Raw genomic sequence first — 21,584 nt, 5'->3', positions numbered from 1 at the left:
CCGGCGCTACCTCGATCAGCAGGCCTATCGTCAGGCGGCCTTGGCCTCGCCTTCATCCGTTCCAGGGACTGTCTTCACCACATAGCAGCGTTGAGGTCCTAACCCGGGCAGGCGAATCAAGCTGTACGCCTTTCCATCACTTCCCGGCTCGAGCACGCCCCGTTGCAGCAGCTCCTTGTTCACCGCACTGATATTCATGCCCTTGAAGATCTCGGCCCTCCAGGCTTCAGGCAGCACGTAGTAGGTGTTGGTGGTGTGCAGGGCGTCGCCCATGCCGTGTTCCAGGGTCTTGCGAAAGCCCAACCGATCAATCGTGCGTGGGCCGTGCTCATCTATTTTGGCGGCGGCGGATTCCCATCGGGTGAAGCGGCTTTCTCCAAATCGCTCGATGACCTGGCGTAGCCGTGCCAAGATCGCATCACCCTCGAAGTTACCGGCGCCGCCACGCTCGGCCAGCCACACATGCAGACACACCCGTGCTGCGGTCGTGGCTGTGCCGTCCGGCCAGCCCGTGACGCCGAAGGCGGTGGCCAACTCTCCGGCCGCTGCTGCGAGACCGAAGCGAAGGGCGGCACGTTGGGCCTGACCACTGGCCGAAGCGGGCAGGTTTTGGGTGATAAACTGCTCCACCGTGCGACGAACGATCACCGACCATCTGAGCATTTCCCCAGGCGCGCACAGTGCGTGCAGGAAGGCGGTGAGTGGTGTGCCGTAGTATTTGGCTACACGCGCCTTGAGCGCATCGGAAAGGGCAGCAGCGTCCTCAAAACCGTTCAGCACATCGAACATGCCGAGCCCCTTGCTCGCGTCCGCAGGCACGGCGAGCATGCGTACCTCCATACCGGCTTTCAGCTCCTTGTTAGCATCCGCCATGTGCTGCGCCAACGTCTTCTCGCCGGTCGAGAGAAACAGCAAGCGCCACTCCTGCACCTGTCGGCCCGCTTGCCCTCGATCATTCGCCCGGGCTTTGCCGGTGCCATTGCCGAGCATGTAAACCGTCTCCCCGATAATGCGCGGGTCGCACATGCCGATTTCATCCAGCACCAGGAGGCCGTCTGAGTGTGCGGCGGCGATGGACTCCAGGGCGTTATCCGTGGAGCGCCACGAGCGCACCAGACGAGGCCCACCATAAACCGAGGCTGCGACTTGCAAGTGAGTGGTCTTGCCGCCGGAGCTGTCGCCGTAGAGGTGGAAGCCGCCCGACTCATGTCCGAGCATGTTCAACAGTGGGCCTGCAAAGGCCACAGAGACGACAAACGCTAAGCGGTGGTTGCCAACGCACAGCGCGCCGATTTGCTGCTGCCATTGCTCCAGAGAGCCGGCCTCGCTGATCGGTGGCAGTTGGGCACCGGCTTCATAAAAATGCAGGTGCTCGGAGTGTGAGCCGATCTGTTGTTCGGGTAGAAGGAAGGCGTTGTCGTGCCAACCCAGGCGCGTTACCAGACGTGCGCGCTGGGCGCTGTCGAAGCCACCGAGGTAACTCTGCAGATCATTGCGTGCGTTACGTCCAGACCGGCTTCCCGCGAGGCGCAGGCCCATGTCGACCAGCGGCCCGAGTACATCCTTGCCGAAGTCGCCGGTCATGGTTCGTGCCGGAATGTTCCAGCGTTTTTTGGCGCCGTCCGGGTCGTCGAACTCGACCAATAAGCCCCAGTTGTGGCCCTTGTCGTCGCGAGTACGGGCGATGATTTCCAGAGGCGAGCACACGGGGCGCGCCTCACCATCGTCGCCGGAATAAAACACCCCCTCATGCGTCAGGCGAAAGCCGCCCGGCAACAGGTCATTTTTTGATTTCGCAGGACGTTTGGCGGGCGCCTTGGCCTTCGGTTGTTGAGGTTCAGTTGGCTCAGCGGCACTGCCGAAAAACTCACCGCTGCGCACCAGCTCGGCGACGTGGGCAGTGGTCCAGCCTTTGGCTAACGCATCCGCTGCATCGTCGCCGTCTGCACATTTTCCACCCTTGATGAGCGTGGGCTTTCCGCCTTTGCTGCTGGGCTTGAGCTTGAACACGTCGAGCGAGACTCGTTGTACCGAAGCGACGCCCAGCTCAATCAGCTTGAGCTCGATGGCGTCCATGCAGGTCTTGCCGCTGGCATCGTTATCCGGCCATAGCACCACCGTGCGCCCTTTGAGTGGCGTCAGGTCGGCCTTGTGCCAAGAGTTGGAGCCGTTCGGCCAGCACGTGGCTACATGGTCGGGCATCAGTTCAGCGGCGGCATCAGCAGCCTTCTCGCCTTCACATAGCACCACAGGCGCATCGGTCCGCTGTGCCAGCTCATCCAGTCGCAGCAGTGGCCGAGGCTCCAGCAATCCTTGCCAGCGCCATTGCGTGGTTTGCCCATCGGAGCGCTCGCACCAGGTCAACGGTGCGAAAACCTTTCGCGGCTTGCCGCCTTCATCGGGACTCAGGTCGAAGCGATACAGCGCCATGACCGGCTGGCCCTGAGCATCGCGATAGATCCACACTTTGGACGGAACACCGTGTTGCCGGTGTTTGGTTGGACACTTGTTCATGGCCTCGGCCGGGATCGGTTGAATCGCGATCCACTCCGGCGTTGCGCTTTTGGCCGGTGCGTTTTTGGTGGTCGCGGAACCAGCGGAGACGTTGAGCAGATCCGCCAGTTTTTTGCAGGCTTCAACGTCCGTGCCGCCGTCGATGTAGCGCACCAAATCGATCAGGTCTCCGCCCTTATCGCCGGTGGCAAAATCCGCCCAGGTGCCTTTGCTCAAATTGACCTTGAGTGAGCCTGCACGTTTGTCCGTGCGCGTCGGGTTCGGTGCTGTGTATTCCTTGCCACCATCGACACGTTTGCCGTTCGGCAGCCAGTGCGCAAGCACACGGTCGATGTGCTTCAGGGCAACGCTTTTTACGTCGGCAAAGCTGGGGCGTTTTGAGGTGTTGCCGGTGCGTTGAGTCATAGGGCGGCCCTCGACTCAAGCAACGCCTCGTTCACGTCGTCGATTAGTGCCTTAGCCATCTCGCCGAGGTAGAACGCAGGCCAACTAAAACGCTCGCCCGCATCGCTGATGGCAGCGTCGAGGATCAGTTGATTGGCGTGGTGCAGAATCTGGGAGACGGCTTCAAGTGCGTCCTCCAGCGGGATACCGGCATTTACCCGAAACAGGTTTTGGCCGTTACCGTTGGCAGGGGAAAACTCGGAGCGTCCACGCGTGCTGGAGTGGGTCACAGCGCACCGCCTTTCTGGCCCATCGGCACAGAAGAGGCATCACCGTACATGGTGAGTGTTTTGATCAAGCCCAAGGTGCCGCGCACGTCCCAAATAACAGACGACAGCACGCGGTTGGACAGCAGGGGTTTATCGCCGTCTAAGTGATCTTCCAACAGCATGAGAACTGAATCGGCTCGGTCGAGCGCACAGGTGATGGCGTCGATAGGCAGACCGGCTTCGGCGTCTTGGCTGACGCAGAGCAGATCCTCGGGTAGTGCAAAGCCTGGGAGCATGCTCATTGGGCACCCCCTGCGGCTTCCAGGGCACGAGCCTTGGACATATGGGCGTTGTATCGGGAGAGACGTGTAGCGAGGCTGGAGTTGGCGTGTAAAGCGGCGAGAGCCATAGCTCGATGAGCGGCGGCGCGAATTTTGGACGGATTGAGGGCGTGTTTCATCTGTGAAGCTCCTTGATTTGAGGAGCTGCCACGTTCGTTACCAAGCGAATGGGTGGCAGCTGTGCGCAGGTTGGTAAACCGGGAATCAAGGAACCCGGCAGGCACGAATGCCTCCCACGCACAGCCGCCATAACACGTAACTGCGGGCACAAAAAAAGCGCCTGCAATCGTAATGGGGGCGCTGTTGCGCCTTGATTTCGTCGGGTTACCAAGCCCGGTCGCTGAATTTGCAGCGACAGCCAGAGAGTAACGCCCGTTTTTTGAAAGTGCAACCGTGCGGATCGCTTGCGGATTTTTTCGATGGGGCATAAATTGGTCAAGCATGTAGATTTACCTCAACGCCTCCGGTTGCCGCCGGGGGCGTTTTCGTTTCAGGCATGGACGTCCCAGCGCAGGGAAACAAAGGGCAACAGGTCGCCTTCGAGGCAGGCGCGTGCATCCTCGTAGGCGGCGACTTGTTGGCCTTCGTCGACGATGATTGCTTGAGGGGCTTGGCAGGGAACTGACAATGCGCACCAGATGCCATCTCTCCATCGCATCACCATGACGTCCCGGTTAAGGCGTTTTTGCTCCGTGCGGTAACGCTCAAAACGCTGCATACCGCGTGATGAGAACCCGACTTTTCTGAGTACAGAAAAGGGCTGCAAGATGGCCTTGTTAGCAACACGACTTTTCATGCTGCCACCTGATCGCGGGCTGCGATGCGTGCCCGTGTCCATGCCTGCACTTCCCCCAATACCCACGCAACCGGAGCGCTTCGGGCATTGCTGTTACTCAGCTTCACCGGCAACGGGAATCCGCTTTCAGGTTGACGCATCAGCTTGTAGATAGTCGGGCGTGCGAGCCCAACGATTGAAATGACCTCGGGCATGCGGATAAGCGTCATGGAGGGGTCATGTGAGGGAATTGCTTTTAATACGGTAGTCATAGCGAGCTAACCCTTTGTTAATTGAGACAACGGGTCATACGCTACGCAGGGGAGGAAGAGTGGACTGTGTCCGCTCCCTTTTTTATTTCAGAGGTCTAAGGCCCAGAGCGGTCAAATGCTCTCGAATGGTTTTTTTTGTGCCGTGGCACTTCCGTTCGGAAAGAATATTGGTCAGTTCGGCATCGGACAGACTTCGCATTTCAATTTTCCGACCGTTAATGATTTGCTCAGCAGCCGCCTTGATTTTTGCTCGTCTATCCATTGTGTCGGTCTGTATTTTTGAGCTGGGATCTCGGTTCCCCTTGCCGGCTTCCTGGCCTCGTCTCGTCGCCTTTGTTGAAAAGGCGTCGTCGAGAATTCGATGCATCAGGCTTGATGTGTTGAAGCCTTTTTTAAACACATCCATCTGCTCCACTTGACGATAAAGGCTCGCCATCAACAAAGCCTGGTTCGCCTCACCTAACAACGTAGCGAAGTCTTCTCGTGCTCGGATTTCGTTTCCGCTACTACGGTCCCGCTCTTTTTCGATCAGTGCAAGGTACCGGCGGGGTGAGTCATGTCTCAGTTGCTCTATCAGGTCTGCATCAATGTCGTAGGTCGCGAGTTCAAGGTCGAATAGCCAATTTGCGAGCGTCTCAACGGCCTGCGTTCCAAGTACCAGGGCGTAGGTAGCGACGAGCTGTGAGTCTGCTGCGGAACGGCTGACCCGAAGGTGCCCTCGAATCACGCTTGGCAACGAGCCTGCTTCCGCAGAGTCGGCATAGTCGTAGATGGCATCACGTAAGGAGTAAAGGGTTCGTGTGATCGATTCTGCACCTGGGGAGTAGGAACCCTCCTCAAGCCAGAACGATGTGGCTGTGTTGATCAGATCGAAGGCACTTTTGAAGTGTTCGTTGAACTGCGGAAACAGCGCAAGACTGCGAACGGCTGCCTCGATATCGCCCTGATCCCACACCAGGCACGTTACGTCGAAACCTGCGATTTCGAGTTCGAGCTCTTCTGCCTCGATGCCCCGCTCACAGTCCATTTAGATCTCCCCGCCGCCCCGAAGCCGATAGGCTGTTACAGCGATTTGCAGGTGGAGGCGCCAATGCCAGCAGGGTTGAGGGTGTGGCTTTTCTGTAACACGACTGCTCGATGTAACACGTGGCGTTCAGAAGCTTTGCAGTGCGTGTAACGCTAAATATATTCAATAAATACAATGGGTTATTGGTTGGCGTAACACGCGTAACACCCGTAACACCATTTTTGAAGGGGTATAGGGTTGACGGCTTCACACGGCCTTCCCGAATTGACCTTGCACTACATTTCCGGCCTCTAGGGAATCAAGGTGATCGGCGTACCATTGCATCATTTTTACGCGTTGCTCAAAGTATTGGGCCTTGTTGTATACCCCCGAGATGCCTTCCTCTTTGTGAGCCAACTGCGCTTCAACATGTTCCTTCGGCCAGCCATATTCTCGAAGTAACGTGCTCGCGGTGTGTCGAGTACCGTGTCCTACTAGACGCCCTTTGTAGCCGATGGTAGCGAAGACTTTGTTGATTGTGTTTTCGCTGATGGTTGGGTTCTTTGCTCCGACGCCGGGGAAAAGCCAGCGACTCCGTCCCGTTAAACAGTGCAGGTCCCTCAGTGCTGTAACGGCTTGGTGGGGAAGGGGGCATACAAAATCCCGGCGCATCTTCATCTTGGCAGCAGGCGTCGTCCAAATGGCCTTCTCAAGGTCGAACTCTTTCCATTCAGCCAAGCGGACCATGCCTGGGCGGGATGCAGTCCAGATACAAAGCCATGCGGCGGTACGTGCCGTCAGTCTGCTCGGAGTGTTTTTGAGTGCTTGGAGAAACTCAGCGAGTTCAGGCTCCAGCAAGTGTGGATGCTGCTGAGTCTTGGGCGCCTGGGCGGCAATGTCGCGAAGGCGGCTGCCCGGATCGTTTTCGGTGAGTCCTAATCCAATCGCTCGGCCGAAGATTTGGTTGATCCAGGTGCGGCACTTTTCTGCCACGTTGTGAGCGTCTCTAGCTTCGAGGGATGCCTGGAGATCTGCACAGTCGGTGCGGGTGATTTCGTCGAGGGGCTTATCTCCCAATGCCGGGAGTATGTCCTTGTCGAGGTAGGTGCGGATTTTGTGAAGGGTAGAGGTTGCGAGGCCCTTTTCTTCTTTGGCCTTGAGCCAAGCTTCAGCAGCAGCTCGAAACGTTCGAGCCTTGGCCGCATCGATTGCAGCTTTAGCGGATCGTTTCTGCTCAAGGGGATCGGCGCCGCTACTCACCACTTTGCGTAGATCGGCAGCTTTCTCTCTTGCCAGCGCACCACTGACCTCTGGGTAACCCCCGAGCCCCATCCAAGCCCAATTGCCCGCCGGACGTTTGTAGCGTAGCTGCCAGGATTTACCACCATCAGGTTTGACCCTGAAGTAGAGGCCGTTTCCGTCTAGCTCCCGGTATTCCTTTGACTCCGGCTCCAGCCCTGCAAGCGTCGTGTCTGCGAGAGGGCGGCGCTTGATATCTGCGCGCTTCATCCTTGTATCCCAAAGTTCGGTATTTTTCTCAGGATACAAGCAGGGATACAGGGATACAACGGATAAGGGGATACAGAGGTAGAAAGCCAGACACAAAAAAACCGGCTCAAGTGGCCGGTTTCTCTGGGTCTGAGAGTCTGGTAGAGACTTTCAGATACTGCTATATGGTGCCCCGAGGGAGACTCGAACTCCCACTCCTTTCGAAAACGGATTTTGAATCCGCCGCGTCTACCAATTCCGCCATCAGGGCTCAGTGGCGGCGAAGTATAGAGACGAGATTACCGTTGGTCAATCACGTTTCATGGTCAATTTTGACTAATTCCGCTAGACTTCCCGGCCCTGCTAGACGAACCCCATCATGCGCGTTGCTGACTTTACTTTTGAGCTCCCTGATTCGCTGATCGCTCGCCACCCATTGGCCGAGCGTCGCGCCAGTCGACTGCTGACCCTGGACGGGGTGAGCGGCGCCCTCGCACACCGTCAATTCACTGATTTGCTTGAGCATTTGCGCCCGGGCGACTTGATGGTTTTCAACAATACCCGGGTGATTCCGGCGCGGCTTTTTGGCCAGAAAGCGTCCGGCGGCAAGCTGGAAATCCTGGTGGAGCGGGTGCTGGACAGCCATCGCGTGCTGGCCCATGTGCGTTCCAGCAAGTCGCCGAAACCGGGCTCGAGCATCCTGATCGACGGCGGTGGCGAAGCCGAGATGGTGGCGCGCCATGACGCGTTGTTCGAGCTCAAGTTTGCCGAAGAGGTGTTGCCGCTGCTGGAGCGCGTCGGCCATATGCCGTTGCCTCCTTATATAGACCGTCCCGACGAAGACGCCGACCGCGAGCGCTATCAGACGGTTTACTCCCAGCGCCTGGGCGCCGTGGCCGCACCTACCGCCGGGCTGCATTTCGATCAGCCGCTGCTGGATGCGATTGCCGCCAAGGGCGTCGACAGCGCCTATGTGACCTTGCACGTGGGGGCCGGCACGTTTCAGCCGGTGCGTGTGGATAACATTGAAGATCATCATATGCACAGCGAATGGCTGGAAGTCAGCCAGGACGTGGTGGATGCCGTGGCGGCGTGCAAGGCGCGCGGCGGGCGGGTGGTTGCCGTGGGCACCACCAGCGTGCGCTCCCTGGAAAGTGCCGCGCGCGATGGCGTGCTCAAGCCGTTCAGCGGTGACACCGATATCTTCATCTACCCGGGCCGCCCGTTCCATGTGGTCGATTGCCTGGTCACCAACTTCCATTTGCCGGAATCCACGCTGTTGATGCTGGTGTCGGCCTTTGCCGGTTACCCCGAAACCATGGCCGCCTACCAAGCCGCCATCGCCAACGAGTACCGTTTTTTCAGTTACGGTGATGCGATGTTTATCACCCGCAATCCGGCGCCAAGCGGCCCAGAGGAACAACTATGAGTCGTATGTCGTTTGAACTGCTGGCCACCGACGGCAAGGCCCGTCGTGGTCGCCTGACCTTCCCGCGCGGCACCGTCGAGACCCCGGCGTTCATGCCGGTCGGCACCTACGGCACCGTCAAGGGCATGCTGCCGCGCGACATCGTCGCCACCGGCGCCGAGATCATCCTCGGCAATACCTTCCACCTGTGGCTACGCCCGGGTACCGAAGTGATCAAGAAGCATGGCGACTTGCATGACTTCATGAAGTGGCAGGGCCCGATCCTCACCGATTCCGGTGGTTTCCAGGTGTTCAGCCTGGGCGCCATGCGCAAGATCAAGGAGGAGGGCGTGACCTTCGCCTCGCCGGTCGACGGCGCCAAGGTGTTCATGGGGCCGGAAGAGTCGATGCAGGTGCAGCGCGACCTGGGCTCGGACATTGTGATGATTTTCGACGAGTGCACGCCGTACCCGGCCGATGAGGACGTGGCGCGGATTTCCATGGAGCTTTCGCTGCGTTGGGCCCAGCGTTCGAAAAACGCCCACGGCGACAACACTGCCGCGCTGTTCGGCATCGTCCAGGGCGGCATGCACGAAAGCCTGCGCAAGCGCTCGCTCGAAGGCCTCGACAAGATTGGCTTCGACGGCCTGGCCATTGGCGGTCTGTCGGTGGGCGAGCCCAAGCACGAGATGATCAAGGTGCTGGATTATCTGCCGGGCCTGATGCCCGCTGAAAAACCTCGTTACCTTATGGGCGTTGGCAAACCGGAAGATCTCGTAGAGGGTGTGCGCCGCGGTGTGGACATGTTCGATTGCGTGATGCCAACCCGTAATGCCCGCAATGGGCATCTGTTCATCGATACAGGCGTGCTGAAGATCCGTAACGCGTTCCATCGCCATGATGAATCGCCGCTGGATCCCACCTGTGACTGCTACACCTGCCAGAACTTCTCCCGTGCTTATCTGCATCATCTGGACAAGTGCGGGGAAATGCTGGGTAGCATGTTGAATACCATCCACAATTTGCGTCACTACCAAGTCCTGATGGCTGGTTTGCGCGAGGCTATTCAACAGGGTACATTGGCCGCCTTCGTCGATGCCTTCTATGCCAAGCGCGGGCTCCCTGTGCCGCCCTTGGACTGAGTTTTCCCGACCCTAAGATTCACTATTTGCAACTGGAGTGCTAAATGAGCTTTTTTATCTCTAACGCCATGGCTGACGCCGCTGCGCCTGCCGCTGCCGGCCCTATGGGCGGTGGTTTCGAGTGGATTTTCCTGGTCGGCTTCCTGGTCATCTTCTACCTGATGATCTGGCGTCCACAGGCCAAGCGCGCCAAAGAGCAGAAGAACCTGCTGGGCAGCCTGCAAAAGGGCGACGAAGTGGTGACCACTGGCGGTATCGCCGGCAAGATCACCAAGGTTGCCGATGCTTTCGTGGTACTGGAAGTCTCCGACACCGTTGAAATGAAGTTCCAGAAGGGCGCCATCGCTGCCACGCTGCCTAAAGGCACGCTCAAAGCGATCTAAGCAACAACCTTTACCAATCGACGGGGCGCGCAAGGCGCCCCGCGTTATAAGCGGGCGGCGTGATGCTGAACAAATACCCTCTGTGGAAATACGTACTGATCCTGGCGGTGCTGGCGATCGGTTTTATTTATTCCGCTCCCAATCTCTATCCTGATGACCCGGCGATCCAGATCACGGGCGCCAGCACTTCGCTGCAGGTCAATCAGGCCGATCTGGAACGCGCGAGCAAAGCGCTCAATGACGCGGGTATCCAGGTTAAAGCGGCAACATTGGCCGCGGGTGCCAAGGGCGGCTTGCTGCGCCTGACCAAATCCGAAGACCAATTGCCGGCCAAGGACGTTGTGCGCAAGGCCATGGGTGACGACTACGTTGTCGCACTGAACCTGGCACAAACCACGCCACAATGGCTGCGCAGCATTGGCGCGCACCCGATGAAGCTGGGTCTGGACTTGTCCGGTGGTGTGCACTTCCTGCTGGAAGTTGACATGGACAAGGCCCTCGACGCGCGCCTGAAAGTTTACGAAGGCGACGTGAAGAGCCTGCTGCGCAAAGAGAAGTTGCGTTATCGCAGCCTGCCGCAGCTCAACGGTGCCATCCAGCTGGGCTTCTCTGATGAAGCATCCCGCGAACAGGCCCGTGCGCTGATCCGCAAGAACTTCAATGACTTCGACATCGTGCCGACCGACCTCAATGGTCAGGCGGTACTGCGTCTGGCGATGAGCCCGGCGAAGATCGCGGAAATCCGCGAATACTCCATCAAGCAGAACCTGACCACGGTGCGTAACCGTGTCAACGAGCTGGGTGTGGCCGAGCCGATCGTGCAGCGTCAGGGCGCCAACCGTATCGTGGTTGAATTGCCGGGCGTGCAGGACACCGCTGAAGCCAAGCGTATCCTGGGTAAAACCGCCAACCTGGAGTTCCGTCTGGCGGCTGAGCCGGGTGCTACCCGCGCCACCTCCGAAGAGTTCGAGTTCCGCGAAGGCAACCGTCCACCTGCGCTGATCGAGCGCGGCCTGATCATCACCGGTGACCAGGTCACCGATGCCAAGGCCGGTTTCGACTCGCAGCACGGCACTCCCGAAGTGAACATCCGCCTGGATGGCCACGGCGGCGACCTGATGAACCGCGCCACGCGCAGCAACGTCGGTCGCAGCATGGCGGTGATCTTCATCGAGCAACGCCCGGTAACCACCTACACCAAACAGATGGTCAACGGTGTCGAGAAAGACGTGCCGGTGCAGACCTTCAAGGAAGAGAAGAAGATCATCAGCCTGGCGACCATCCAGTCGCCGCTGGGTGCTCAATTTCGCATCACCGGCCTGAACGGCCAGGGCGAATCCTCCGAACTGGCTCTGTTGCTGCGTGCCGGTGGTCTGGCGGCGCCGATGTACTTCGCTGAAGAGCGCACCATCGGCCCGAGCCTGGGTGCCGACAACATCACCAAGGGTGTCGATGCAGCCTTGTGGGGCATGCTGTTCGTGTCGCTGTTCATCATCGCCATCTACCGCTTCTTCGGCGTGATCGCTACCGTGGCCCTGGCGGGCAACATGGTGATGCTGCTCGCCCTGATGTCGCTGCTGGGTGCAACGCTGACCCTGCCGGGTATCGCCGGTATCGTGCTTACCATGGGTATGGCGGTGGATGCCAACGTGCTGATCTTCTCGCGGATTCGTGAAGAGATCGCCGCTGGCATGACCGTGCAGCGCGCAATCAACGAAGGCTTCGGCCGGGCATTTACCGCGATTCTCGACTCCAACCTGACCACTCTGCTGGTCGGCGGGATTCTCTTTGCCATGGGCACCGGCCCGGTCAAAGGTTTTGCGGTGACCATGTCCCTGGGTATCTTTACCTCGATGTTCACGGCCATCATGGTGACCCGCGCAATGGTCAACCTGATCTTTGGCGGACGTGACTTCAAGAAGTTGTGGATTTAAGGGGCTGCCATGTTACGTACAATCAACTTCATGGGCGTTCGCAACATTGCGTTCGGCGTCACCGTGCTCCTTACCGTTCTGGCGTTGTTCAGCTGGTTCCATAAGGGCCTGAACTACGGTCTGGACTTCACCGGCGGTACGCTCATCGAGCTGACCTACGAGAAGCCGGCCGACGTTACCCTGGTGCGCAACGAGCTGGTCAAGGCCGGCTATCACGAAGCCGTGGTGCAGAGCTTTGGTGCTACCACCGACCTGCTGGTGCGCATGCCGGGCGAAGACCCGCAACTGGGTCACCAGGTGGCCGAGGCCTTGCAGAAGGTCGGCGGTGACAACCCGGCGTCGGTCAAGCGCGTCGAGTTCGTGGGCCCGCAAGTGGGTGAAGAGCTGCGCGACCAGGGCGGCCTCGGCATGCTGATGGCGCTGGTCGGTATCATGATCTACCTGGCTTTCCGCTTTCAGTGGAAGTTCGGTGTCGGCGCCATTGTGTCGCTGATCCACGACGTGATCGTGACCGTGGGTATCCTGGCGTATTTCCAGATTACCTTCGACCTGACCGTGCTGGCGGCCGTGCTGGCGATCATTGGTTACTCGCTCAACGACACCATCGTGGTATTCGACCGGGTTCGTGAGAACTTCCGCGTACTGCGCAAGGCGTCGTTGATCGAAAACATCAACATCTCCACCACCCAGACGCTGCTGCGCACCATGGCGACGTCGATCTCCACCTTGCTGGCGATTGCCGCACTGATGATCTTCGGTGGCGACAACCTGTGGGGCTTCTCCCTGGCGCTGTTCATTGGCGTTCTGGCGGGCACCTACTCGTCGATCTACATCGCCAACGTGGTGCTGATCTGGCTGAACCTCAACAGCGAAGACCTGATTCCTCCGGCCAGCACTGGCAAGGAGGTCGACGACCGTCCTTGATGGGCGTTTGTTGACACGCTGTTACAAAAGAGGCACGAGAATTGAACTCGTGCCTTTTTTTTGCTCCAAGGCTGGGTATAGCGCGGATCTTTCGGTCCGCTTGTGATGGTCAGGAGGTTCAACGTGAACAAGTCGTTGCTGGTTGGTGCGGTATTGGGTGCTGTCGGTGTGACTGCCGGGGGCGCTGTTGCCACCTACAGCCTGGTAAAAAGCGGCCCTGAGTATGCGCAAGTGCTGGCTGCACAGCCGGTAAAAACCCAGATTAAAACGCCGCGTGAGGTCTGCAAGGACGTCGCGGTGACTCGGCAGAAGCCGGTGCAGGATCAGCATCAGATTGTCGGCACCGTGGTCGGTGCGCTGGCCGGTGGCCTGTTGGGTAACCAGGTCGGTGGTGGTAACGGCAAAAAGCTGGCCACTGTAGCCGGTGCGGTCGGTGGCGGTTACGCCGGTAACAAGGTTCAGGAAGGCATGCAGAACCGCGATACCTACACCACCACTCAGACACGCTGTAACACCGTCAACGACATCAGTGACAAGGTTGTCGGCTATGACGTGCGTTACACCCTGGATGGCAAGGAAGGCACCGTGCGCATGGATCGTGATCCAGGCGGTCAGATTCCAGTGGATAAAGAGGGTCGTCTGATCCTGGGTCAGAACCAGCAGTAATTCAGGGGCAGATTCAAAGCCCCATGCAGTAAAAAATGTGGGAGGGGGCTTGCTCCCGATGGTGGTGGGTCAGTCAATACATCAGGCGACTGACAAACTGCTATCGGGAGCAAGCCCCCTCCCACAGTTGATTTCTGGTGTTGCTGGCATGTGTGTTCATGCCAAATTCCAGGCATGAAAAAAGCACCCCGCGGGGTGCTTTTTTTGCCTGCTCGCTTAGCGCTTCAGCGAAGCCGGCAAGTGCGGCTGGATTGCTGTCAGCACGGCCTTGAAGCATTTGGTGTTGCCCGCAACCACATGGCCTTTCTCAAGGAAGTCGTGACCGCCGGTGAAGTCACTCACCAGGCCGCCGGCCTCTTGAATCAACAGTGCGCCTGCAGCCATGTCCCACTCGGACAGGCCCGACTCCCAGAACGCATCGAAACGACCGGCGGCCACGTAAGCCAGGTCCAGGCTCGCTGCGCCGGCGCGACGGATGCCTGCGGTCTGGCCGACCAGGGCGCGGAACATGCCCAGGTAGTTTTCCAGGTTATCCATCTGGTCGTCACGGAACGGGAAGCCGGTGCCCAGCAGGGCGCCGTCCAGGCTGGTGCGACCGCTGACGCGCAGGCGACGACCATTGAGTTGCGCGCCACGGCCACGGCTGGCGGTGAATTCTTCCTGGCGAACCGGGTCGAGTACGACGGCGTGTTCCAGGCGGCCACGGTATTTGCAGGCGATGCTCACGGCAAAGTGCGGGATGCCGCGCAGGAAGTTGGTGGTGCCATCCAGTGGGTCGATGATCCACAGGTAGTCTTCGCCTTCGCCGCTGCCTTTGTGCAGGCCGGTTTCTTCGCCGAGGATGCCGTGGGTAGGGTAGGCCTTGCGCAGAGCGTCGATGATTTTCTGTTCGGCGGCGCGATCCACCTCGGATACGTAATCCTTGGCGTCTTTTTCGTCGACCTTGATGGTATCCAGGCGCTCGATGGAGCGGAAGATCAATTCACTGGCGCTGCGGGCGGCGCGCAGCGCGATATTCAGCATGGGCTGCATGGATAGGTCACCTAAGGTTGTTAAAGAAAGCCGGGCAGTTTAGCAGAAACTTTCTTCAGGTGAAGGACGACGTTAGCTTTCGTGGCATAACCTTAGGCTGTTCTGTAAGATTTGCTCCCCTTTCCCGTGTCCAAGAGCGCCTCCCTTGCTGCAAAACATTCGTGTCGTCCTCGTCAATACCAGTCATCCCGGCAACATCGGCGGGGTGGCGCGAGCCATGAAAAACATGGGGCTGACGCGCCTGGTGCTGGTCGAGCCGCGGGTGTTCCCGCACCACGAGGCCGATGCCCGTGCGTCCGGCGCCAATGACCTGCTCGCGAGCGCCCAGGTCGTTGCCACCCTGGAAGATGCGTTGGTAGGCTGCAACCTCGTGCTCGGCACCAGCGCCCGTGACCGGCGCATCCCCTGGCCGCTGCTGGACCCGCGTGAGTGCGGCACTAAAGTGATCGAAGAGGCTGCCGGCGGCGCTGAAATCGCCCTGGTGTTCGGCCGTGAAGACTCCGGCCTCACCAATGAAGAGCTGCAGCGATGTCACTACCATGTGCACATTCCATCCGACCCCGAGTTCAGCTCGCTGAACCTCGGGGCCGCGGTGCAGGTACTGAGCTACGAGGTGCGCATGGCCTGGCTGGCGGCGGCAGGCCAGCCGAGCAAGGTCGAGAAGGATGAAGTGGCGTCGACCAAGAGTGGCGAGCTGGCCACCATGGACGAACTGGAGCGTTTCTATGAGCACCTGGAGCAAACCCTGGTAGCCATCGAGTTTCTCGATCCGGAAAAACCACGGCACCTGATGGCGCGCCTGCGTCGCCTGTATGGGCGCAGCTCGGTGAGCCGAGCGGAAATGAACATATTGCGTGGCATCCTCACGGAAACCCAGAAAGCGGCCCGTGGCGAGCTTCTTAAGCGGAAGGATTAACAATGTTCGAGCGTTTGCGAGAAGACATCCAAAGCGTTTTCCACCGTGACCCGGCGGCGCGCAATGCCTTTGAAGTGCTGACCTGCTACCCGGGCATGCATGCGATCTGGATCCATCGCCTGTCCGGCTTCTTTTGGGGCATGGGCTGGAAGTGGCTGGCACGGCTGGTGTCGAACTTCGGCCGCTGGCTGACCGGGATCGAGATTCACCCGGGCGCCAAGGTCGGGCGTCGCTTTTTCATCGATCACGGCATGGGCATTGTGATCGGCGAGACCGCTGAAATCGGCGACGATGTGACTCTTTACCAGGGCGTGACCCTGGGCGGCACCAGTTGGAACAAAGGCAAGCGCCACCCGACCCTGGAAAATGGCGTGGTGGTTGGGGCTGGCGCCAAGGTGCTCGGCCCGTTCACGGTGGGTGCCGGCGCCAAAGTGGGCTCCAACGCCGTGGTGACCAAGGCGGTGCCGGCCGGCGCAACGGTGGTGGGTATTCCCGGTCGCATCATCGTCAAGCCGGAAGCCGGCGACGAGCAGGAAGCCAAGCGCAAGGCCATGGCCGAGAAAATCGGCTTCGATGCCTACGGCGTCAGCGAAGACATGCCCGACCCCGTGGCGCGCGCCATTGGCCAGTTGCTTGACCACCTGCAAGCGGTGGACGGCAAGCTGGAGGGCATGTGTGGCGCGCTCAAGGAGTTGGGCAGCAGCTATTGCGCCAAGGACTTGCCTTCGCTGCGCGAAGAAGACTTCGCCGAGATCAAGGACGAAGCCGCTACCAAGGCTGGTTAGATAGTAAGGTCCATAAAAATCTCCTGTGGGAGCTGGCTTGCCCGCGATAGCGGTCTACCAGCCTCCCCTTGAGCAGCTGGCCCACTGCAATCGCAGGCAGCCAGCTCTTACATTTGAACTCAATTGGTCTTGGGGTTTGAGCGTCGCCCCCGTTCCCGCTGTTCGTCCCCACCCCATCCTGCTATGATTCGCGCGCCCTTTTTCCGGGTAATCCTGACTAAAGTACTAGGTCTTATAGTTGACTTAAATACTCGGGAATCGCATACTTGCTCCCATTCTGAAACACCTTGGTACTTGTCCATGAGACTGACTACAAAAGGCCGATACGCGGTAACCGCCATGCTTGACTTGGCCTTGCACGCGCAGACCGGGCCGGTGTCCCTGGCCGATATCTCCGAGCGCCAAGGCATTTCACTGTCTTACCTCGAGCAGCTGTTCGCCAAATTGCGCCGCAGCAATCTGGTTTCCAGCGTCCGCGGTCCAGGTGGTGGCTATCAGTTGTCCCGCGAGATGCAGGGCATCCAGGTCGCCCAGGTGATCGATGCGGTCAACGAATCCGTCGATGCCACCAAATGCCAGGGCCTGGGTGATTGCCACGCCGGTGACACCTGCCTGACGCACCACCTGTGGTGTGACTTGAGCCTGCAGATCCATGAGTTTTTGAGTGGTATCAGCTTGGCTGATCTTGTGACTCGCCGTGAGGTGCAAGAAGTAGCCCAGCGTCAGGACCAGCGCCGTTGCAACACCAGGGCGCCGCGTCTGGACAAGATTGAAGCGTCCGCCGTCGAGTGACAGCCGAAGAGCTAACGGCACGCCAGCCAGCCTGATTTAGGAGAAAGTCCATGAAATTGCCAATTTACCTTGATTACTCAGCGACCACCCCGGTTGATCCGCGTGTTGCGCAAAAGATGAGTGAATGCCTGCTGGTTGACGGAAACTTCGGCAACCCGGCCTCCCGCTCCCACGTATTCGGCTGGAAAGCCGAGGAAGCGGTCGAGAACGCTCGTCGCCAGGTTGCCGACCTGGTGGGCGCAGACCCGCGTGAGATCGTCTGGACCTCCGGTGCCACCGAGTCCGACAACCTGGCTATCAAGGGCGCAGCGCATTTCTACGCGACCAAGGGCAAGCACCTGATCACCACCAAGATTGAGCACAAGGCTGTCCTCGACACCATGCGCCAACTGGAGCGTGAAGGTTTCGAGGTCACCTACCTTGAGCCGACCACCGACGGTATCGTCACCCCGGCCATGATCGAAGCTGCGCTGCGTGAAGACACCATTCTGGTTTCCGTGATTCACGTAAACAACGAAATCGGCACCATCAACGACATCGAGGCCATCGGCGAGCTGACCCGTTCCCGGGGTATCCTGCTGCACGTCGATGCTGCCCAGTCCACTGGCAAGGTCGACATCGACCTGTCCAAGCTGAAAGTCGACCTGATGTCGTTCTCGGCCCACAAAACCTACGGCCCCAAAGGCATCGGCGCTCTCTACGTGAGCCGCAAGCCTCGCGTGCGCATCGAAGCGGCCATGCATGGCGGCGGTCACGAGCGCGGCATGCGTTCGGGCACCCTGGCTACCCACCAGATCGTTGGCATGGGCGAGGCCTTCCGCGTAGCCAAGGAAGACATGGCTGCCGAAAACATTCGTATCAAGGCCCTCAGCGATCGCTTCTACAAGCAGGTCGAGAACCTTGAAGAGCTGTACGTCAACGGCAGCATGACCGCCCGCGTACCGCACAACCTGAACCTGAGCTTCAACTACGTCGAAGGCGAGTCGCTGATCATGGCGCTCAAGGACCTGGCGGTGTCGTCCGGTTCGGCCTGCACCTCGGCCTCCCTTGAGCCTTCGTATGTACTGCGCGCTCTGGGCCGCAACGACGAACTGGCACACAGCTCGATCCGCTTCACCTTCGGCCGCTTCACCACCGAAGAGCAGGTCGACTACGCTGCGCAGAAAGTGTGCGAGGCGGTCAACAAGCTGCGCGTTCTGTCGCCGCTGTGGGACATGTTCAAAGACGGTGTCGACATCTCCAAAATCGAGTGGGCGGCACACTAAATTATAGAAGCCGCCACCCATACTCTGTAGGAACGTGGCGGAAAACGCAGGCGTTTCTACAGGGTTCCAGAGCGGCCCTGATGAGTGAGGATTGAGTACCATGGCTTACAGCGAAAAGGTCATCGACCACTACGAAAACCCGCGCAACGTCGGCAAGATGAACGCGGAAGACCCTGATGTGGGCACCGGCATGGTCGGCGCTCCGGCGTGCGGCGATGTGATGCGCCTGCAGATCAAGGTCAACGACGCTGGCGTCATCGAAGACGCCAAGTTCAAGACCTACGGCTGCGGTTCGGCCATCGCCTCCAGTTCCCTGGCGACCGAATGGATGAAAGGCAAGACCCTGGATGAGGCTGTCACCATCAGCAACACCCAGCTGGCCGAAGAACTGGCGCTGCCGCCGGTGAAAATCCACTGCTCCGTACTCGCTGAAGACGCCATCAAGGCGGCCGTTCGCGACTACAAGCAGAAGAAAGGCTTGATCTAAGCATTTGGCGACGAGTAAGGAGTCAACGATGGCTATCAGCATGACAGAAGCGGCAGCGCAGCACATTCGCCGCTCCCTGAATGGGCGCGGTAAAGGTGAGGGGATTCGTCTGGGTGTTCGCACCACGGGCTGTTCCGGCCTTGCCTACGTGCTGGAGTTTGTCGACGAGGTGGTTGCGGAAGACCAGGTGTTCGAAAGTCACGGCGAGAAAGTGATCATCGACCCCAAGAGCCTGACCTACCTGGACGGCACCGAACTCGATTTCGTCAAGGAAGGGTTGAACGAAGGCTTCAAGTTCAACAACCCCAACGTACGCGGTGAGTGTGGCTGCGGCGAAAGCTTCAACATCTGAGGCTACTTGTGGGCACTCCTTGTCATTTCGCTTTATTCGAGCTGCAGCCGAGCTTTCGGCTGAACCTTGAGCAGCTTGCCACGCGCTACCGAGAATTGGCGCGTGGTGTGCATCCGGACCGCTTTGCTGACGCTTCCGAGCGCGAGCAACGCCAGGCGCTGGAGCAATCAGCCAGCCTCAACGAAGCCTATCAGACGCTCAAGAGCCCTGCGAAACGCGCGCGCTACCTGCTCGCGATGAACGGTGGCGAGCTGCCCCTTGAAGTCACGGTGCACGACCCGGACTTCCTGATGCAGCAGATGCAGTGGCGCGAAGAACTCGAAGATCTGCAGGACGAAGCCGATGTGGCGGGTGTCGCGGTCTTCAAGCGTCGGCTGAAGGCGGCCCAGGAGGAGCTCAACGAAAGCTTCGCAGCCTGTTGGGATGATGCAGCGCAACGTGAACAGGCCGAACGCCTGATGCGGCGCATGCAGTTCCTCGACAAGCTCACCTACGAAGTGCGCCAGCTTGAAGAGCGCCTCGACGATTAACCCAGTGTGCTGCCCGTGATGCACGCCTGATAGACAGATAAGACCTGATTACCATGGCTCTACTGCAAATCGCCGAACCCGGCCAAAGCCCTCAACCGCACCAGCGTCGCCTGGCGGTCGGGATTGACCTGGGCACCACCAATTCCCTGGTCGCCGCCCTGCGCAGCGGCCTGTCCGAGCCGCTGCCCGACGCTGATGGCAAGGTGATCCTGCCGTCCGCTGTGCGTTATCACGCGGACCGTACCGAAGTGGGCGAGTCGGCCAAACTGGCGGCCTCCACCGATCCGTTGAATACCGTGCTGTCGGTCAAGCGCCTGATGGGCCGTGGCCTTTCCGACGTCAAGCAACTGGGTGAGCAACTGCCGTACCGCTTTGTCGGCGGCGAATCCCATATGCCGTTCATCGACACCGTGCAGGGCCCGAAAAGCCCGGTGGAAGTGTCCGCCGATATTCTCAAGGTGCTGCGCCAGCGCGCGGAAACCACCTTGGGCGGCGAACTGGTCGGCGCGGTAATTACCGTTCCGGCGTATTTCGACGACGCTCAGCGCCAGGCCACCAAGGACGCGGCGAAACTTGCCGGCCTCAACGTGCTGCGCCTGCTCAACGAGCCAACCGCAGCCGCAGTGGCGTATGGCCTAGATCAGCACGCCGAAGGCCTGGTCGCGATCTACGACCTGGGCGGCGGCACCTTCGATATCTCGATTCTGCGCCTGACCGGCGGTGTGTTTGAAGTGCTCGCCACCGGTGGCGACAGCGCCCTGGGCGGTGATGACTTCGACCACGCCATCGCTGGCTGGATTATCACCAGCGCCGGCTTGTCCGCCGACCTGGACCCGGGCGCGCAGCGTAACCTGCTGCAAACTGCCTGTGCAGCCAAGGAAGCGCTGACGGATGCTGCCTCTGTTGAAGTGTCCTACGGCAACTGGTCGGCCCAACTGACCCGCCAAGCCTTCGATGCGCTGATTGAACCGATGGTCGCGCGTAGCCTCAAGGCCTGCCGCCGCGCGGTGCGCGATTCCGGCATCGAGCTGGAAGAGGTGGTGGCGGTGGTCATGGTCGGCGGCTCGACTCGCGTACCCCGTGTGCGCGATGCGGTGGCCGAAGCATTTGGCCGTCAGCCGCTCACCGAAATCGACCCGGATCAAGTGGTCGCCATTGGCGCGGCGATTCAGGCCGACACTCTGGCCGGCAACAAGCGCGAGGGTGGCGAGTTGCTGTTGCTCGATGTGATTCCATTGTCCCTTGGGCTGGAAACCATGGGCGGTCTGATGGAGAAGGTGATTCCGCGCAACACCACCATCCCCGTCGCCCGCGCCCAGGACTTCACCACGTACAAAGACGGCCAGACGGCCATGATGATCCATGTGCTGCAAGGCGAGCGTGAGCTGATCAGCGACTGCCGCTCCCTGGCGCGCTTCGAGTTGCGCGGCATTCCAGCGATGGTCGCCGGCGCAGCGAAAATTCGCGTGACCTTCCAGGTCGACGCCGATGGTTTGCTCAGCGTGGCTGCGCGTGAGCTCGGTTCGGGCGTTGAAGCCAGCATTCAGGTCAAGCCGTCCTACGGCCTCACCGACGGCGAAATCGCCAAAATGCTTAAGGACTCGTTCCAATACGCCGGTGACGACAAGGTCGCCCGCGTGTTGCGTGAGCAGCAAGTCGACGCTCAGCGCCTGCTTGAAGCAGTGCAGGGCGCCCTTGAGGCTGACGGCGAGCGCCTGCTGGACGCCGAGGAGCGCATGGTCATCGACCTGCAGATGCAGGAGCTGGCCGAACTGATGAAAGGCACCGATGGCTATGCCATCGAGCAGCAGACCAAGCGTCTGTCGCAAGTGACCGACGCCTTCGCCGCCCGTCGCATGGACCAGTCGGTAAAAGCCGCGCTGGCGGGTCGCAACCTGAATGAAATCGAGGAATAATTA

At 59.7% G+C, this 21,584-nt stretch carries 23 protein-coding genes and 1 tRNA gene; 14 read left to right on the top strand and 10 right to left on the bottom strand.

The genetic code is table 11. The features are described from left to right. Window positions 1-30: 30 nt before the first annotated feature. The 9 genes from VRB54_RS19475 to VRB54_RS19435 form a co-directional block, all read right to left on the bottom strand. Window positions 31-2,919, bottom strand: a complete 2,889-nt coding sequence (locus tag VRB54_RS19475) for a DUF927 domain-containing protein (protein ID WP_338478423.1) — start codon at window positions 2,917-2,919, stop codon at window positions 31-33. Further along, a complete protein-coding gene (locus VRB54_RS19470; RefSeq protein WP_060767858.1) occupies window positions 2,916-3,188 on the bottom strand; it encodes a DUF3077 domain-containing protein in 273 nt (90 codons plus the stop codon). The genes VRB54_RS19475 and VRB54_RS19470 overlap by 4 nt, the downstream gene beginning before the upstream one ends. Next, the gene (locus tag VRB54_RS19465; RefSeq protein WP_017846196.1) at window positions 3,185-3,469 is read right to left on the bottom strand and encodes a hypothetical protein; all 285 of its coding nucleotides are present in this window, start codon (window positions 3,467-3,469) and stop codon (window positions 3,185-3,187) included. The genes VRB54_RS19470 and VRB54_RS19465 overlap by 4 nt, the downstream gene beginning before the upstream one ends. After that, complete coding sequence (locus VRB54_RS19460) at window positions 3,466-3,951, bottom strand: hypothetical protein (RefSeq protein ID WP_141687566.1); 486 nt, start codon at window positions 3,949-3,951, stop codon at window positions 3,466-3,468. Before VRB54_RS19460 ends, VRB54_RS19465 begins: the two co-directional genes overlap by 4 nt. Before the next feature lie 47 nt (window positions 3,952-3,998). After that, window positions 3,999-4,304 carry a hypothetical protein gene (locus VRB54_RS19455; RefSeq protein ID WP_065869490.1) on the bottom strand — a complete coding sequence of 102 codons (306 nt, stop codon included), beginning with the start codon at window positions 4,302-4,304 and terminating at the stop codon, window positions 3,999-4,001. Then, a complete protein-coding gene (locus VRB54_RS19450; RefSeq protein WP_026078127.1) occupies window positions 4,301-4,555 on the bottom strand; it encodes a helix-turn-helix transcriptional regulator in 255 nt (84 codons plus the stop codon). The genes VRB54_RS19455 and VRB54_RS19450 overlap by 4 nt, the downstream gene beginning before the upstream one ends. An 82-nt stretch (window positions 4,556-4,637) precedes the next feature. Then, the gene (locus VRB54_RS19445) at window positions 4,638-5,582 is read right to left on the bottom strand and encodes a hypothetical protein (RefSeq protein WP_338478422.1); all 945 of its coding nucleotides are present in this window, start codon (window positions 5,580-5,582) and stop codon (window positions 4,638-4,640) included. A 246-nt stretch (window positions 5,583-5,828) separates the two neighbouring features. Continuing rightward, on the bottom strand, window positions 5,829-7,070 hold the full coding sequence (locus VRB54_RS19440; RefSeq protein WP_338478421.1) for a tyrosine-type recombinase/integrase: 1,242 nt from the start codon (window positions 7,068-7,070) through the stop codon (window positions 5,829-5,831). A gap of 165 nt (window positions 7,071-7,235) precedes the next feature. After that, window positions 7,236-7,320, bottom strand: a tRNA-Leu gene (locus tag VRB54_RS19435). 108 nt (window positions 7,321-7,428) lie between these two features. Between VRB54_RS19435 and queA the strand changes: the two genes are divergently transcribed. The 6 genes from queA (at window position 7,429) to VRB54_RS19405 (ending at window position 13,506) form a co-directional block, all read left to right on the top strand. Next, window positions 7,429-8,478, top strand: coding sequence for a tRNA preQ1(34) S-adenosylmethionine ribosyltransferase-isomerase QueA (gene queA, locus VRB54_RS19430; protein WP_338478420.1), 1,050 nt, complete (start codon window positions 7,429-7,431; stop codon window positions 8,476-8,478). A 5-nt stretch (window positions 8,479-8,483) separates the two neighbouring features. After that, window positions 8,484-9,599, top strand: coding sequence for a tRNA guanosine(34) transglycosylase Tgt (gene tgt / locus VRB54_RS19425; protein ID WP_003238437.1), 1,116 nt, complete (start codon window positions 8,484-8,486; stop codon window positions 9,597-9,599). 44 nt (window positions 9,600-9,643) lie between these two features. Continuing rightward, complete coding sequence (gene yajC / locus VRB54_RS19420) at window positions 9,644-9,982, top strand: preprotein translocase subunit YajC (protein WP_003238439.1); 339 nt, start codon at window positions 9,644-9,646, stop codon at window positions 9,980-9,982. 62 nt (window positions 9,983-10,044) lie between these two features. Next, a complete protein-coding gene (secD, locus tag VRB54_RS19415; protein ID WP_338478419.1) occupies window positions 10,045-11,916 on the top strand; it encodes a protein translocase subunit SecD in 1,872 nt (623 codons plus the stop codon). A gap of 9 nt (window positions 11,917-11,925) precedes the next feature. Next, the gene (secF, locus tag VRB54_RS19410) at window positions 11,926-12,840 is read left to right on the top strand and encodes a protein translocase subunit SecF (RefSeq protein WP_159955276.1); all 915 of its coding nucleotides are present in this window, start codon (window positions 11,926-11,928) and stop codon (window positions 12,838-12,840) included. A 123-nt stretch (window positions 12,841-12,963) separates the two neighbouring features. Continuing rightward, window positions 12,964-13,506, top strand: a complete 543-nt coding sequence (locus VRB54_RS19405) for a glycine zipper 2TM domain-containing protein (protein ID WP_003238445.1) — start codon at window positions 12,964-12,966, stop codon at window positions 13,504-13,506. A gap of 216 nt (window positions 13,507-13,722) precedes the next feature. On the opposite strand, the gene suhB is transcribed toward VRB54_RS19405, so the two are convergent. Continuing rightward, a complete protein-coding gene (gene suhB / locus VRB54_RS19400; RefSeq protein WP_003175971.1) occupies window positions 13,723-14,538 on the bottom strand; it encodes an inositol-phosphate phosphatase in 816 nt (271 codons plus the stop codon). A gap of 145 nt (window positions 14,539-14,683) precedes the next feature. Between suhB and trmJ the strand changes: the two genes are divergently transcribed. From trmJ to hscA, 8 genes are all read left to right on the top strand, one after another. Then, window positions 14,684-15,454, top strand: coding sequence for a tRNA (cytosine(32)/uridine(32)-2'-O)-methyltransferase TrmJ (gene trmJ, locus VRB54_RS19395; protein WP_338478418.1), 771 nt, complete (start codon window positions 14,684-14,686; stop codon window positions 15,452-15,454). 2 nt (window positions 15,455-15,456) lie between these two features. Then, complete coding sequence (gene cysE / locus VRB54_RS19390) at window positions 15,457-16,239, top strand: serine O-acetyltransferase (RefSeq protein WP_338478417.1); 783 nt, start codon at window positions 15,457-15,459, stop codon at window positions 16,237-16,239. Between the two features lie 300 nt (window positions 16,240-16,539). Further along, a complete protein-coding gene (gene iscR / locus VRB54_RS19385) occupies window positions 16,540-17,031 on the top strand; it encodes a Fe-S cluster assembly transcriptional regulator IscR (protein ID WP_057007282.1) in 492 nt (163 codons plus the stop codon). 50 nt (window positions 17,032-17,081) lie between these two features. Beyond that, the gene (locus VRB54_RS19380) at window positions 17,082-18,296 is read left to right on the top strand and encodes an IscS subfamily cysteine desulfurase (protein WP_209984576.1); all 1,215 of its coding nucleotides are present in this window, start codon (window positions 17,082-17,084) and stop codon (window positions 18,294-18,296) included. Window positions 18,297-18,396: 100 nt separating this feature from the next. After that, a complete protein-coding gene (gene iscU, locus VRB54_RS19375) occupies window positions 18,397-18,783 on the top strand; it encodes a Fe-S cluster assembly scaffold IscU (RefSeq protein ID WP_003175965.1) in 387 nt (128 codons plus the stop codon). A 28-nt stretch (window positions 18,784-18,811) separates the two neighbouring features. Next, a complete protein-coding gene (iscA, locus tag VRB54_RS19370; RefSeq protein ID WP_003175963.1) occupies window positions 18,812-19,135 on the top strand; it encodes an iron-sulfur cluster assembly protein IscA in 324 nt (107 codons plus the stop codon). 8 nt (window positions 19,136-19,143) lie between these two features. Next, window positions 19,144-19,665, top strand: coding sequence for a co-chaperone HscB (hscB, locus tag VRB54_RS19365; RefSeq protein ID WP_169896443.1), 522 nt, complete (start codon window positions 19,144-19,146; stop codon window positions 19,663-19,665). Window positions 19,666-19,718: 53 nt separating this feature from the next. Continuing rightward, window positions 19,719-21,581 carry a Fe-S protein assembly chaperone HscA gene (gene hscA, locus VRB54_RS19360; protein ID WP_338478416.1) on the top strand — a complete coding sequence of 621 codons (1,863 nt, stop codon included), beginning with the start codon at window positions 19,719-19,721 and terminating at the stop codon, window positions 21,579-21,581. Window positions 21,582-21,584: the final 3 nt, after the last annotated feature.

The sequence above is a fragment of the Pseudomonas trivialis genome (assembly GCF_036864995.1).
Taxonomy (GTDB): Bacteria; Pseudomonadota; Gammaproteobacteria; order Pseudomonadales; family Pseudomonadaceae; genus Aquipseudomonas; species Aquipseudomonas trivialis.
The sequence above is the reverse complement of the archived record's forward strand: the minus strand, read 5'-3'. Positions and strand labels throughout refer to the sequence as shown.

Coding starts and splice junctions, on each gene's coding strand:
- VRB54_RS19475 (WP_338478423.1), bottom strand. CDS start 2,919: ATGACTCAACGCACCGGCAACACCTCAAAACGCCCCAGCTTTGCCGAC.
- VRB54_RS19465 (WP_017846196.1), bottom strand. CDS start 3,469: ATGAGCATGCTCCCAGGCTTTGCACTACCCGAGGATCTGCTCTGCGTC.
- VRB54_RS19460 (WP_141687566.1), bottom strand. CDS start 3,951: ATGCTTGACCAATTTATGCCCCATCGAAAAAATCCGCAAGCGATCCGC.
- VRB54_RS19455 (WP_065869490.1), bottom strand. CDS start 4,304: ATGAAAAGTCGTGTTGCTAACAAGGCCATCTTGCAGCCCTTTTCTGTA.
- VRB54_RS19450 (WP_026078127.1), bottom strand. CDS start 4,555: ATGACTACCGTATTAAAAGCAATTCCCTCACATGACCCCTCCATGACG.
- VRB54_RS19445 (WP_338478422.1), bottom strand. CDS start 5,582: ATGGACTGTGAGCGGGGCATCGAGGCAGAAGAGCTCGAACTCGAAATC.
- VRB54_RS19440 (WP_338478421.1), bottom strand. CDS start 7,070: ATGAAGCGCGCAGATATCAAGCGCCGCCCTCTCGCAGACACGACGCTT.
- queA (WP_338478420.1), top strand. CDS start 7,429: ATGCGCGTTGCTGACTTTACTTTTGAGCTCCCTGATTCGCTGATCGCT.
- tgt (WP_003238437.1), top strand. CDS start 8,484: ATGTCGTTTGAACTGCTGGCCACCGACGGCAAGGCCCGTCGTGGTCGC.
- yajC (WP_003238439.1), top strand. CDS start 9,644: ATGAGCTTTTTTATCTCTAACGCCATGGCTGACGCCGCTGCGCCTGCC.
- secD (WP_338478419.1), top strand. CDS start 10,045: ATGCTGAACAAATACCCTCTGTGGAAATACGTACTGATCCTGGCGGTG.
- secF (WP_159955276.1), top strand. CDS start 11,926: ATGTTACGTACAATCAACTTCATGGGCGTTCGCAACATTGCGTTCGGC.
- suhB (WP_003175971.1), bottom strand. CDS start 14,538: ATGCAGCCCATGCTGAATATCGCGCTGCGCGCCGCCCGCAGCGCCAGT.
- cysE (WP_338478417.1), top strand. CDS start 15,457: ATGTTCGAGCGTTTGCGAGAAGACATCCAAAGCGTTTTCCACCGTGAC.
- iscR (WP_057007282.1), top strand. CDS start 16,540: ATGAGACTGACTACAAAAGGCCGATACGCGGTAACCGCCATGCTTGAC.
- VRB54_RS19380 (WP_209984576.1), top strand. CDS start 17,082: ATGAAATTGCCAATTTACCTTGATTACTCAGCGACCACCCCGGTTGAT.
- iscU (WP_003175965.1), top strand. CDS start 18,397: ATGGCTTACAGCGAAAAGGTCATCGACCACTACGAAAACCCGCGCAAC.
- iscA (WP_003175963.1), top strand. CDS start 18,812: ATGGCTATCAGCATGACAGAAGCGGCAGCGCAGCACATTCGCCGCTCC.
- hscA (WP_338478416.1), top strand. CDS start 19,719: ATGGCTCTACTGCAAATCGCCGAACCCGGCCAAAGCCCTCAACCGCAC.